This is a genomic window from Shewanella sp. 1311, assembly GCF_059338235.1.
This window is the reverse complement of the sequence record NZ_CM181686.1, coordinates 2995088-3008083: the sequence shown is the minus strand read 5'-3', so window position 1 is coordinate 3008083 and position 12996 is coordinate 2995088. Positions and strand designations below refer to the sequence as shown.

The window sequence follows — 12996 nt, the reverse complement described above, 5'->3', positions numbered from 1 at the left end:
AACCCACATAAGGACATAGCAATGAAACCACTGTTTGCAGGGATGCTGCTGAGCATCAGTTTATTAACCGCGCCACTGTTTGCCAAAGAATACACGGTAGAAACCTACCAAGAAGTCTTTAAGGGCGACAACGAATTTAAGCAGAAACAAGCCATCGAATCCTTAAGCCTTGCAGGCTTATCCGATCCTGCAATTTACGATGTGCTCGAAGCTAAACTGCTTGCCTCTTTACCCCAAGCGACTGAAAAAAATGCCATCGACTACAGTGCTTGGTTAGTCAAAGGCTTAGCCTACTCGGGTAACGACAAGTACAGCGAAACCATCAACAGCATTGTGAATGGCAACTATCACAAAAAACTCAAAAAATACGCATCTCAAGCCAATGAAAATCTAGCGCAATATAAAAAGTGGAATACCATTCTTGGGGATAAAAGCCAATATGCTGCCGACCAAAGTCAGCAAAATAATGCCTTTGCCAATGCACTACGCAGCGATGATTTAGAGTTAATGCGCCTAGCGGCTAAACGCATTATGGATGATCGTCAGTACGATGACTTTATCCTAGCCATCCTCAGTAACGAATTAAAAACGCCACGCTTAATGGCCGATGACAAACTCGCTATCGATACCTATGCCAACATGGCAAAAGCGCTAGCTAGTTCGGGGAATACCGCTTACCGCGATGTGATTGAGAATATTGCGACCACAAATTCGAACCGAAAACTGCAAAAATACGCGGCTAGCTACCTGAAGAAATTCTATTAAACCAGCCCGTTTTACGCTTAATAAAAAAAATCATGGCCGAGCTTATCCTCGGCCATTTTTATATCCATTTGGATCACTTTTTAAATTAAAAGAAAATTTACTGTTGGCCTTAGCGTTTGCTGAAATTGCCTATACAGGCTTGCGATGGTAATCACTCACGACAATGTGAAATCTAAGTTGATAAACGAGAGTTACGGAAGGCGAAGAGACAGTTAAACACGGATGTTGTTCAAGTCCATCCTTGGATGCTCGAGCCCCGTCCATGGGCGGACGGTCGTCTCACCAATCACCATTATTTGCCTTTCGAGCATCAGCGTAACCTTTAAGCTCAAAAGACTAGAACGAACAATTAACAAATGGCAGATCCCTTGAAATTTCATGCTAACACAGAATTATATACAGCCTCATGTCTAAGGAATGAAAAACAGACTTTGCAATATCTAAACCGATTGCAGTAATCCTCATAGGTGGGCTCGTCCTCTTTCTGATGAGTTTTAGCAACTATATTGTGGCCCATTCCATTGCGAAGCAGATTTAAAGTGATGAGTCCATTCCATTATCCATGTCCTGACTCACGCAATTTATTCCAAAGCCCAGCGACAACTTCGCAGGAAATTGGTGTGTCGGTAACTTCAACCTGAAAAATCTAAAAAGTTCTCCTATCCAATCTCTTATTTAATCTCACTGTCCCACAGGATAGCTAACAATCGCTGTTGAGCCATCTAAGAACATCATCTGGTTACCGTGTAGTCCATGAAATGGGAATTCAGCATAGGGTAATCCTTGTGACGACATGTTGATGCGAAGGACGGTATCATCCAATCGAAACTCTCTAGCATGCCAAGGAAAGATCCCCTTATTCTTCTCTGTAACCATAAATGCAATCGGAAAGAAATGTAAATGACTCGAAATAGCAAGATTACCCTCATTAAAAAAAGCGATATTTTTAGCACTGACATGCCTGCTTGATGGATAAAACCAATAATACATTTCATGAGTGTCGACCAAAGCATCGTCATCACCCAACACAAATCTCTTTAATGGGTCAAAATATGGGGTAGATTCTGGTTCAACCTTACATTCCTTTACCGATGTCGCTGCCAATATGTGCCCAATCATAGCTCGACAAAACTTAATAGCATCAACCTCAACACTGATTTCAGTATAGGGGCTGGTTGGTATGTTGAAATAGTCCTTTATCTTAGAAGTTAATAACTTACATACTCTAGCGATCTCCGTATCATTATCACCACCAACATGAAGGCCATTACAGGTTTTACAAAGTGTTTTGAATTTGCTTCCATTGCTTGATTCAATACCCTTGACACCATTTCCCGAAACAAAACCTGCCGTTTCAGTTATGTGCCGCTGTTCAACTTTAGTTATAGTTATACTGCCTTGCGGAGGTACATGATCAAATGTCAGTACTCCATATTTCCCACATATTAAACAATATCCTTGGGTTATCTTTGTATGAGCGATTCTTTCAGATATTGACCGACTGTATTTTCCCATTGCCGCCCCCTTGCTATGACATTTTCTCGAGTAACTTAACTGGTACTGTTCAAGAAAGATAGAACACACATTAAAAGAGAAAAAACCTAACTAGCGATTCAATTTTTGTTTTCAATGATTGATGAATAACACTTAAATTATATGCATAAGCCAACACATCAAAAGATCTGACAGACATAACTTTTACTCCTTAACAATTGACCAACCACGCTATAGCCTCAGGAATACACCACCCCCTCGGAGTTGCCGCAGGGCATTAGCGTTCGTTGCGTGATCGAGGCATGGAGGCCGAGATAGCGTCAGTCGAATCAGGGACGAGCGTCTGACGCGATAGCATAAGGACGCTAATTGCCCAAGGGGATTTCAACTACGTAAGGGGCGTCTTGGAGAATCCAAGGAGGATAGGACGAGCAGTCCTCCTTGGTCGGGTGTGGGGTGAAGCCCCACGACTTTGACTTTGATTCTGTGTTTAGCTTTAGCTAAAGCTAAAAACTCTTGGCCTACCCTTTGCTTATCCCCCGCAGCGTTTTAACGCTAAAAACAACGAAACGCGATAACACTATGATGGACAAGCAACAAAAGAGGGAGTTTCAATCTTGAGAAAGACGATGAAAATTATACTAGATGATCTAAAAGGACCTGAAATCGCAGCACTTTTAACGGAACACCTCAACGATATGCGGGCAACTTCACCGCCTGAAAGCGTTCACGCATTAGATCTTGATGGCCTGCGTCAGCCCAATATTCGCTTTTGGACCCTATGGGATGGCAACAATTTAGCGGGCTGCGGTGCACTAAAATGGTTAGATACCGAGCACGCCGAGATCAAATCCATGCGCACCGCCGCGCCCTATAAGCAGCAAGGTATAGCGTCTAAAATATTGCAGCACTTAATTAACGATGCCAAAAGTGCTGGCATCAAACGCCTCAGTCTAGAGACAGGTTCGATGGACTTCTTCAACCCAGCTCGCATGCTCTACTGCAAATTTGGTTTTGAAATCTGTGGCCCCTTCGACGGCTACCAACTCGACCCCAATAGCGTGTTTATGACGAAGAAAATCTAAAACACATGCGCCTTAGTCTTTGAAATTCATCTCTAAGGCGCTTTTGATGCAGTTAAGTATTCGCTCGCTTAACCACAGCTGCAGCTCTGTGCCCGTTCCACCAATGGATGATAAACCCAAGTAACAACCCCCAAAATGCGCTGCCGATACCCAGCACACTAAAACCTGATGCCGTGACCAAGAAAGTGATCACCGCTACTTCGCGATCTTCGGTTTTAGCTAATGCGGCGGTAAGGCTATTGGCGATAGTGCCGAGCAGCGCTAATCCGGCGATGGCCAGTACTAATTCCTTCGGGAAAGCGGAAAACAGGCCGACCACAGTGGCGCCGAGTAACCCAGTGATAAAGTAAAACACCCCGCCCCACACTGCCGCCCAGTAACGGGTCGCTGGATTCGGATCCGCCTCTTTCCCCATGCAGATAGCCGCTGTGATGGCGGATAAGTTAAAAGCAAAACCGCCAAAGGGCGCCAGAATTACCCCGATTAGCCCTGTACTGGTGATCAAAGGTGAAATTGGCGGCCTGTAGCCATTTCCATGCAGCGCAGCAACTCCAGGCATATTTTGCGAGGCCATAGTCACTACAAACAGCGGTAGCGCCACGCCAATTACACTCGCCAACGAAAACTCAGGCGTGGTCCACACTGGCATCGCTAGTTGCAACTGAACGGCATCTAACTTGAGTAAATCTAATTGAAAGCTCATGCCTATGCCCACCAGCAACGTCAGCAAGATGATGTAGCGCGGCGCAAAAGGTTTAACGACGACAAACACCAACAGCATGATTAATATGAGGCTCAGCTGGGTTTGCATCGCCTGAAATAGCCCTAGGCCAAATTGCAGCAGGATCCCCGCCAACATGGCTGAAGCGACTGACTGCGGCATGATACGGATCAGTTTATCCATCCAGCCTGCCACCCCGCAAAGAGTGATTAAAATCGAACTCACCAGAAAAGCGCCTATGGCTTGGTTGACGCTCAACCCTGCAAGGCTGGTCACCATCAGCGCCGCGCCCGGTGTCGACCAAGCCGTTAGAATAGGATTCTTGTAGTAAAGCGATAACCCTATGCTGGTTACGCCCATGCCCACACCTAAAGCCCACAGCCACGAACTAATCTGTGCAGGTGTCGCCCCCACAGCTTCAGCCGCTTGAAAGATGATCACAGCCGAGCTGCTATAACCCACTAATACCGCAATAAATCCCGCTGATATTTTTGATAAACCCCCTGCATCTCGCCACATATCCACTCCCTTTCTCTGCAATTGATGTCGCCATTACTTTGTGCGCTATAACTTATAAAATGAACAAGATCGCTTTTTGTGCGCTATAACGTACGAGATGGACAAGATAGCACCTGTGCGTTATAACGTACAAACTAAATTTTCATAAAAATGATGGGGCCATTGTGCAGACGATAAACAGCTATCTCGCCACCACGCTTAAAGCACTGCGTAATCAAAAGGGATGGAGTTTAGATAAAGCCGCCCAAGAGACGGGCGTGAGTAAGGCCATGATAGGACAAATCGAGCGCGGCGAATCTAGCCCAACCATTGCGACGCTGTGGAAAATTGCCAGTGGATTCAATATCTCTCTTTCGACCTTTCTCGAGCCCACGCCCCAGAGCCAAGGCGCAGTATTCCGTAAACCCGACGAATTACGCCAACAACCCGCCACCGACGGCATGCTAGTCGCCTCACTCTTTCCCTTTGAAGACCGTTTCGGTTTTGAGATGTTTGAACTCACCCTGCTGCCAAACTATGAGCGGCTTTCTGAGCCCCATGAAGACGGCGTCACTGAACATGTCATTGTATTAAGCGGCACTATGGAAGTGTTAGTCGATGGACAGTGGCAAACGCTCAAGCAAGGTGAAGCGGTACGATTTGCGGCCGACAAACCCCATGGCTATCGCAATCTAAACGAGCAAGCCGTGGTATTCCACGACATCATTCACTATCAACGAGGCTGTGAATCTAGCTTGTAGCAGCTTATCTAATGCCAGTAATGCCGAGTTCGGGCTCTTGCACGGCCAAAGACCAAACCCTTCACTATGATAATTTGCAACGCTTGCACTCGCCAATTCATTAGAATAAACTTATTGAAAATTTTCTAATGGTAGGAGCAATGCTATGTTTCAATCTTTACTGGCTAAGTTATCCGGCAGCCACTCGGGCGAAAAGTGTTGGCAATTGATTGAGCAAGGCGCACGGGTGATTGATGTGCGTTCACCAGAGGAATTTGCCTCCGGTCATTTGCCCCAAGCCATTAATGTGCCATTGCCAACGCTCGACCAATGGTTGCATCAAGTCGACAATAAACAACATCCCTTCGTGCTCTACTGTGGCGCGGGTATTCGAGCGCAAAAAGGCTGCGATATCCTCAAGGCCAATGGTTTTGGCTGCGTGGTGAATGGTGGTTCGCTCAAAGATTTAGTCTGCTGCCAACCAAGCTAATTTAAACCTTGGTTGTTCAGCGCCAATCTCACCAATCTGTATGTTGTGATGGTTTAGATATCTGCGAGGTGATGTATGCATAAAACGAATCATGCCAAAGCGTTACAGTTTGAAGCCACACAGGTTAACCCTGCTGAAAAGCCGCATGAAACTGAACGCCCTGCACGCTTTAGCATCAGTCGTAACCGCGATAAAGCCAGCACTAAGGTGCGTTATGTTGAGACTAGCACCCTTACTAAAGGCTGCAGCCTTTGCGAATAAACGGCTATGCCTGAGACTTAAACCTAGTAGCTCAAACCTAACCACTTAAGCCAAGCGTGCTTAGCTTAAATGGACATACAAAAATGCCAGCCTATTAAAGGCTGGCATTATTTATTCAGCTAAATCAAATGACTCAACTAAAGCAACAGAACGATTAAGCCTTCAGCTGATCGATACTGTGTTTCGCTGCGCTCATGCCTTTGTCGTGTGCTTCAGGACCCATGTTCAGCGCTTCGGCGTAAACCACTTCAACATTAGTGATACCAATAAAGCCTAAAACCGTTTTCAAGTAAGGTACAACGTGATCCGTTGGGCCATCTTTGTGAGCGCCGCCACGGGTCGTCACTAACACAGCGCGTTTACCTTCCACTAATCCTTTTGGACCTGTTTCAGTGTAAGTAAAAGTCACACCAGCGCGGGCAATGAAATCGATCCAGTTTTTAAGTTGAGCCGGAATAGTGAAGTTATACATAGGTGCTGCGATAACAATAGTGTCGTTCGCTTTTAATTCAGCAACTAAGGTATCTGATAATGCGAGCATTTCTTGCTGACGTGCCGACAATTCTGCACCACCACGTAAACCAGAAGCGATTTCACCGTCTACCATAGGCAGCACGTCTTTACCGCCTAAATCACGTACTGTGATAGCGGCGCCTTGGTTTTCCCAGTGGCTAGCTAAGTGGTCAATTAACACGGCAGATTGTGAATAACCGCCAAGAATGCTTGATTTTAAAATTAAGACTTTAGACATAATCTGCTCCGAAAATAGGTAAATGACTCAGAGTCAGATGGAATATCTCAACTCTATGACGCTAGTGTATTCGCCCATAAAAAAGAAATAAAGTGGATAAAATTTGAGATTCACTTCGATTTTTTAGAAAGGTTATAGGTTGTTGCGACGCGCTATAAATTAACTCGCTTTCGGCGCACTGACATACAGACCTTCGAATACCGCACAAAGCTTAGCATCACAATACAATTGCACAGCTAACTTCACTTTAACTCTGCGCCCCCTTTGCAACGGGCTGAGATCCACATCTGGCCATTGCACTGTTACCACAGGGTCACAAGTCACTGGAGCGAGATAACGAATATGGGCATCGGCGAGCACAATGTCACCCGCAACGCCAGCTAACTGCTGGTTCAGCCACACAGCGCCCCAGCCAGTTAAGGTCATCAAGGTATAAATGCTGCCGGCAAACATGGTCTGATGCAGATTAATATTGGGCGCTATCGGCGCAGTGACTCGAAACTCACCCTCGCTGTAATCGAGTGGCGCAATCTGCATAAATTCGCTAACAGGAATAGTACTGTGCCACGTCTGGCGTAACTGAGTGAGTAATTGAGTAAGTAGTAATTCATCCATGTGCATTTACCTCGATACAACCCTCTTCACAGCTAACACCGAATAAGTTCAACACTCTATCCCCCAGAAAAACCACGCGATGACTAATGTAATAGCTAACGTAATAGCTAACGTAATAGCTAACGTAATAGCTAACGCAATCACTCGTGCGATAAGAAGCTACACCTGCAGATTAAAAGTCACAGGGCCATCATTGACTAAGGACACTTGCATATCGGCGCCGAATTGTCCGGTTTCTGTGGTCACGCCCTTAGCGCGGCAAAATGCGACAAACTCTTCATACAGTGCCAAGGCTTGATCCGGCGTACCGGCGCCCGAAAAACTCGGTCTCAAGCCACGGCCCGTATCGGCGGCCAAGGTAAATTGCGACACCACTAACAAAGAGCCACCGACTTGCTCTAGGTTGAGATTCATCTTGCCATTTTCATCGGAAAACACGCGATAACTCATCACTTTAGTTGCCAGTTTTTCCATCTTCTCACGGGTATCCTGCTGCTCGACGCCCAGGAGTACCAACAGACCCTTATCGATTGCACCTATGGTTTGATTATCGACAACCACACTGGCGCGGCTCACTCTTTGAATTAACGCAATCACAACTTTTCCTTTTTAGATTAAGGCTTAACGGGAACCATTTGCTGCATGAGCGGGATAGGACGAATATATTGATCGATGCCATCTGGCAGGGATTGCGCGACTTGTGCCAAACCGCCATTGGTCCACAGCATAAAACGACGTAACTCTTCGATTTCAACACGATCGGCAAAGGTGACTGTGCCTTGTATTTGGATCACAGCGCCTTGGTCCAGCAACACGAACTTGGCAAAATTAAGCTTCTGATTCAAAGTGCCAATCACCACAGGCAGCTCTTGGCTAGCCTGTAATTGCGGATGCACGGCATAGAAACGATTCATTAAAATACGGTCAATGCCCGCAGAATTAATACTCGGCTCAAGCAAAAACTGGTTATCGCCAAACTGCACCGCGACTTTCGTCGGTGCAACTTTGGTGGCCAAGTAGTTCGCGTTAATCAACGCTTGATACAAGCGCTCAGCGGCAGCGTCATTGGTCAATCCACCCAGTTCAACGACTTTGGGCGCGACGGGTGCACTCACGTTCTCCTGAGCCACCACTGGGTCAATCGCGCTGGTTTGCGAGGGCGCCGTGGCGGCACAGGCAGTTAATCCGAGTAAACTGGCACTGATGAGCAATGTTTTCATTGTATTTCCCTTTGATGTATCCACGACCACATAGCATGGATTTCTGCTGTGACCGCCAAAAACAACGACTCGCTATTGAGCATATGTCCGCCGTCGGCAACAGATTGAATCGTAATAGCATGCTCTAGCCCAGCCACAAAATCGCGCAATAGCGCCGCTGGGCAAATCGCATCCTGCATTCCTTGCAATAACACACTACGCGCCTTCACCCTAGGCGTCACGCGCTGCAACACAGTCATGGCATTGAAGTAATCATGCCGAGCAAAGTGCAATTCGATATCAGCTAACGCTAATGCTGGGTCGGGTAACTGTCTTGGCAACACCAATCTCGCCCCCGCGAGCTTTAGCTCCCACTGAACCCAACGCCGCGCAAAATGGTGCCGCAGGTTTTCATCGGCCGATGCCAAACCTTGATGATATAAATCCAGCAGTTCAGTCAGCGATGGCTCAACGGGCGCATTACCACTGAAGAGTCGATAAGCCGCAGGTTGCAATTTTGCCGCGCCGTCAGCGCCATAGAGCCAATCTATGCCTTCTTTAGAGGGAATAAATAACGCCCACAGCACTTGCGCTATCACCCGTTCGGGAAATAATCCGCTGTAAATTAAGCCTAAGGTGGCCCCAAAGGAGCCGCCCGCTAAACACCAGCGCTCAATACCTAACGCGAGGCGAATCGCCTCCATATCGCAGATCAAACCATTAAGATGATTATGGGCTAAATCGCCAAAGGGCAAGGATTGTCCAGAACCTCGTTGATCTAACAGCAAAATCCAATATTGTTCGCCATTAAATAAAGCTAAATCACCGATATCACAACCCGCTCCCGGACCACCGTGCAAATACAACAGCGGGATACCTTGAGGATTTCCGTATTGTGCCAGATGTAATTGCTGACCATTGCCAACGCTAAACCAGTCGCGGCGGATAAAAGGGGGAAAGGATTCAGGCACTGATTCAGGCATTAAGTGTTATCGCCATTACTTAACCGTTTAGGGATGTCATTCCGATTTCGCCACGGCCTTGAGTGCCGTCACCTCTGCCGACGTTAATACTGACGACGAATCACCTTGGCTGGCATCTGCTAATGGTTTGGCATTCAGGGCCGTTTCGTCATCTGAGCTCGATTCATAATCTAAATATTCTGGCATAGCCGCGGTAATTTCCGCGCCGAGCAACACTATCATCCACGATAAATACACCCAGACAAACACTATGGGGATCGTCGCGAGCGCGCCGTAGATGGCTTCATAACTTGGAAACTGAGTCACGTACAGGGCAAAGCCTTTTTTACCTAACTCAAATAAGAGCGCGGCCACAATCGCCCCCAATAACGCATGTAAAAACTTCACCTTCTGATTCGGCACCACCATGTATAACAGCAAGAATGCGGCAACTGAAAACAACATGGGCAAGCGCGCAATAAAAATCGGCAACATGCCCGATAAAGCTTCAGCTTCAAACACCTTCAGTGAAATCACATAGGAGGATGCGACCAAACTCGCCCCGACCAATACCGGCCCTAACGTCAGCACCATCCAATACATTGAAAATGCGACCACCACGGAACGCTTCTCTTTAGTGCGCCAAATGTTATTCAGTGATTTGTCGATGGCGGAAATCAGCATAATGGCAACCACCACTAAGGCCGCGATCCCGACGGCTGTCCCCTTAGACGCATTGCCCACAAATTCATTGATATACACTTGCACTGTGTCGCCAGCAGCGGGTAAAAAGTTTTCGTAAACAAAGCCTTCTATCTGCCCACGAATGCCTTTAAACACCGGAAAAGCCGACAGCATAGACATAGTCACTGCCACCATAGGCACGAGTGACAATAGCGTGACATAGGCCAAATGTCCGGCGCGGATATTGATCTGATCTTCCACTAAACGCCGCCTTAAATGCAGCAGGAAGTGCCAGATCCCGAGGAATAAGACGCGAATTTGTGCCAGTTCTATCTTCTTAGTCACGGGTTTCTCTTGATTCTGTTGGTATAGACTCGTTATCTTCGTACAATAAACACTTAATTTACAAGTCTAAGGAGTGAATTGATGTCTCAACAAGGATCTGCGGGTAACGTTATTTCCGCTATTGCTAGCCTATTTTTCCCTGGGTTAGGCCAACTATTACAAGGCCGCATTATGGCCGCACTGTTATTTTTCATTATCACAGTGGTGGGTTATGCACTCTGGTGGCTAATTGTGCCCGCGGTAATAGGTGCTATCTTTCATCTGTGGAGCATTATCGATGCGGCTCGATTTAAGGCCGATTAATTTCAATTCACTCAGTGACGGAATACCCAATGAAAAGACTGATAACTTCAGGCCTGATTGCCGCAAGCCTCCTGCTCAGTGGTTGCCAAAGTGCCTATTATGGCGCGATGGAAAAGGTCGGTTACCATAAACGCGATATTATGGTCGACAGAGTTAAAGACGCGAAAGAATCCCAAGAGGACGCCCAAAAAGAGTTCAGCTCGGCCCTCGAAGAGATGCAAGCCCTGCTCAATCACGATGGCGGCAACCTAGAAAAAGCCTATAACAAGGCTAAGGATGAATACGAATCGGCCCAAAGCGCCGCAGATAACGTCAGCAACCGCATCAAGAAAGTTGAAGATGTGGCCGAAGCGTTATTCGATGAGTGGCAAGGTGAAATTGGCGAGATCAGCAAAGCCAGCCTGCGCCGTAACAGTGAAGCTAAGCTCAAAGAAACCCGCCGCGCCTACGAACAATTGATCAAAAGCATGCACCGCGCCGAATCAAAAATGCCACCTATCCTTACCGCCATGAAAGACAACATGCTGTATCTCAAGCATAACTTGAACGCCCAAGCCATTGGTGCGATCAAAGGCGAATTTGCCAGCCTGCAAACCGATATTTCGGGCCTGATTAAAGAGATGAACAAATCGATTAACGAGTCGAACAAATTTATCGAGTCACTCGAAAAATCAAAAAGTTAGCTTGAATACAATTGACTCATTCGAGGCGCAAGCTGTTAGTTTCAATTAAAGAAAATAGAACTAACAGCTTGGGCTAACTCATCGCCGCTTAATATGAGTCATTGTTAGTGAGTTGCTGACATGGCACATCACACTAAGTGATTGACCATTCATCAAATTATCCCGCAGGAAAAATCTACCGCGAGTTGTACACACGATCCAAGCGACAGGCCGGATTCAAATTATCCGTCTTAGATCGCTAATGCTTGTTCAAGATCGGCAATTAAATCTTGAGGATCTTCAACGCCAATACTCAGTCTGATAAGGTTATCGTTCACCCCAGAAGCTAGCCTGCTCGCGACATCCATTGCCGCATGAGTAGTACTTGCTGGGTGGCAAGCTAAGCTTTCTAGATCGCCTAAACTGACCGCTTGAGTAAATAGGTTTAAATTATCTAAAAACTGCGCCGCTCGGCTAAACCCGCCTTCAAGCTCAATACTCACCATACCGCCAAAGGCATTTATCGTTTCACTCAAAACTTGATGCCCTGGATCCTGTGAAAGCCCTGGATAATAGACTTTTTCGACGCTCGGATGTGATGCTAAAAAAGCAGCGACTTTAGCGGCTCCCGCAAGATGGGCATCCATTCGCAACGCTAAAGTACGTAAACCGCGCTGCAGTAAATAGGCTTCCTGTGGCCCAATAGCAGCCCCAATATGCTTAAGTGCTAAGGTGCGAATTGGCTGCATTAATGCTTTACGGCCCGCGACTACACCCGCGATTAAATCACCATGCCCACTTAAATATTTAGTGGCACTGTGCATCACGATATCTATGCCATGTTCCAGCGGTTTGAATAAATACGGCGTTAAAAACGTATTATCACAAATGGTGATTGCCCCAACCCGCTCAGCGGCGAGCTTTACCTTACGATAATCACTGACTTTTAAGGTCGGATTGGTAATAGGCTCAAATAAGATAATTTTTGTCTCGGGGCTTATCTCAGACAATAAGTGGTCATCATCTTGATAACGGCGCACTGTAATGCCCGCGCGGGTCAGCGTTTGTATTAGAAATGCCGCAGTACCACCATATACAGGATCGATAAATGCGATTTCATCACCTTGACTGGCCAAGGCATAGAAAATACTGCTGATTGCCGCCATACCACTCGCAACCACAAGCGCGTCATCAGCCCCCTCTAGCTGGGCCAATTGGTGTTCGAGTGCCTGTACAGTGGGGTTCGCCATACGACTGTAGATAAACCCCGGCTGTTCACCGGCAAAACGCGCTCGACCATCTTCGGCACTGCCATAGGCAAAAGTGCTACTTTGATAGATAGGTGTCGTGAGCGCACCCGTTGAGTTTTCAGCGGTATGATGGGTGTGAAGTAATTTGGTTTTAAACTGCATAATAGATCC

General features: G+C 46.7%; 16 protein-coding genes. 7 read left to right on the top strand and 9 right to left on the bottom strand.

The annotated features are described in order from the left end of the window. Window positions 1-21: 21 nt before the first annotated feature. Window positions 22-765 carry a hypothetical protein gene (locus tag AC5YB3_RS13545; RefSeq protein ID WP_268650115.1) on the top strand — a complete coding sequence of 248 codons (744 nt, stop codon included), beginning with the start codon at window positions 22-24 and terminating at the stop codon, window positions 763-765. Between the two features lie 681 nt (window positions 766-1446). Here AC5YB3_RS13545 and AC5YB3_RS13540 read toward each other — a convergent pair. Continuing rightward, complete coding sequence (locus tag AC5YB3_RS13540; protein ID WP_494525501.1) at window positions 1447-2280, bottom strand: metal-binding protein; 834 nt, start codon at window positions 2278-2280, stop codon at window positions 1447-1449. A gap of 608 nt (window positions 2281-2888) precedes the next feature. Here AC5YB3_RS13540 and AC5YB3_RS13535 point away from each other — a divergent pair. Then, window positions 2889-3344 (top strand): GNAT family N-acetyltransferase, encoded by a 456-nt coding sequence (locus AC5YB3_RS13535; protein WP_445782530.1) that lies wholly within the window; start codon window positions 2889-2891, stop codon window positions 3342-3344. A gap of 52 nt (window positions 3345-3396) precedes the next feature. On the opposite strand, the gene AC5YB3_RS13530 is transcribed toward AC5YB3_RS13535, so the two are convergent. Then, window positions 3397-4584, bottom strand: coding sequence for a benzoate/H(+) symporter BenE family transporter (locus AC5YB3_RS13530; protein WP_445782531.1), 1188 nt, complete (start codon window positions 4582-4584; stop codon window positions 3397-3399). Window positions 4585-4748: 164 nt separating this feature from the next. Between AC5YB3_RS13530 and AC5YB3_RS13525 the strand changes: the two genes are divergently transcribed. The 3 genes from AC5YB3_RS13525 to AC5YB3_RS13515 all read left to right on the top strand — a co-directional run bounded on the left by AC5YB3_RS13525 (window position 4749) and on the right by AC5YB3_RS13515 (window position 6054). Beyond that, entirely contained in the window at window positions 4749-5324 is a 576-nt protein-coding gene (locus tag AC5YB3_RS13525; RefSeq protein ID WP_445782532.1) for a helix-turn-helix domain-containing protein, read from the top strand. A gap of 145 nt (window positions 5325-5469) precedes the next feature. Further along, the gene (locus AC5YB3_RS13520) at window positions 5470-5793 is read left to right on the top strand and encodes a rhodanese-like domain-containing protein (protein ID WP_012586539.1); all 324 of its coding nucleotides are present in this window, start codon (window positions 5470-5472) and stop codon (window positions 5791-5793) included. Between the two features lie 75 nt (window positions 5794-5868). After that, window positions 5869-6054, top strand: coding sequence for a hypothetical protein (locus tag AC5YB3_RS13515; RefSeq protein ID WP_432289180.1), 186 nt, complete (start codon window positions 5869-5871; stop codon window positions 6052-6054). 154 nt (window positions 6055-6208) lie between these two features. Here the strand turns inward: AC5YB3_RS13515 and azoR are convergent, their stop codons facing one another. The 6 genes from azoR to AC5YB3_RS13485 form a co-directional block, all read right to left on the bottom strand. Next, window positions 6209-6805: an FMN-dependent NADH-azoreductase gene (gene azoR, locus AC5YB3_RS13510; RefSeq protein WP_445782533.1), complete on the bottom strand. Its 597-nt coding sequence runs from the start codon at window positions 6803-6805 to the stop codon at window positions 6209-6211. A gap of 159 nt (window positions 6806-6964) precedes the next feature. After that, window positions 6965-7420 carry a thioesterase domain-containing protein gene (locus AC5YB3_RS13505; protein WP_432370387.1) on the bottom strand — a complete coding sequence of 152 codons (456 nt, stop codon included), beginning with the start codon at window positions 7418-7420 and terminating at the stop codon, window positions 6965-6967. Between the two features lie 159 nt (window positions 7421-7579). After that, complete coding sequence (dtd, locus tag AC5YB3_RS13500; protein ID WP_011982175.1) at window positions 7580-8017, bottom strand: D-aminoacyl-tRNA deacylase; 438 nt, start codon at window positions 8015-8017, stop codon at window positions 7580-7582. Window positions 8018-8034: 17 nt separating this feature from the next. After that, complete coding sequence (locus tag AC5YB3_RS13495; RefSeq protein ID WP_115335715.1) at window positions 8035-8640, bottom strand: hypothetical protein; 606 nt, start codon at window positions 8638-8640, stop codon at window positions 8035-8037. Further along, on the bottom strand, window positions 8637-9602 hold the full coding sequence (locus AC5YB3_RS13490; RefSeq protein ID WP_494525500.1) for an alpha/beta fold hydrolase: 966 nt from the start codon (window positions 9600-9602) through the stop codon (window positions 8637-8639). The genes AC5YB3_RS13495 and AC5YB3_RS13490 overlap by 4 nt, the downstream gene beginning before the upstream one ends. 36 nt (window positions 9603-9638) lie before the next feature. Then, window positions 9639-10610 carry a virulence factor BrkB family protein gene (locus AC5YB3_RS13485; protein WP_006086585.1) on the bottom strand — a complete coding sequence of 324 codons (972 nt, stop codon included), beginning with the start codon at window positions 10608-10610 and terminating at the stop codon, window positions 9639-9641. A gap of 81 nt (window positions 10611-10691) precedes the next feature. Here AC5YB3_RS13485 and AC5YB3_RS13480 point away from each other — a divergent pair, with 81 nt between their 5' ends. Both AC5YB3_RS13480 and AC5YB3_RS13475 read left to right on the top strand, forming a co-directional pair. Further along, on the top strand, window positions 10692-10913 hold the full coding sequence (locus tag AC5YB3_RS13480; RefSeq protein ID WP_006079786.1) for a hypothetical protein: 222 nt from the start codon (window positions 10692-10694) through the stop codon (window positions 10911-10913). 29 nt (window positions 10914-10942) lie between these two features. Then, entirely contained in the window at window positions 10943-11596 is a 654-nt protein-coding gene (locus AC5YB3_RS13475) for a DUF2959 domain-containing protein (protein WP_115335716.1), read from the top strand. Window positions 11597-11826: 230 nt separating this feature from the next. Here AC5YB3_RS13475 and AC5YB3_RS13470 read toward each other — a convergent pair whose 3' ends face one another. Next, the gene (locus AC5YB3_RS13470) at window positions 11827-12987 is read right to left on the bottom strand and encodes a trans-sulfuration enzyme family protein (RefSeq protein WP_115335717.1); all 1161 of its coding nucleotides are present in this window, start codon (window positions 12985-12987) and stop codon (window positions 11827-11829) included. Window positions 12988-12996 lie beyond the last annotated feature (9 nt).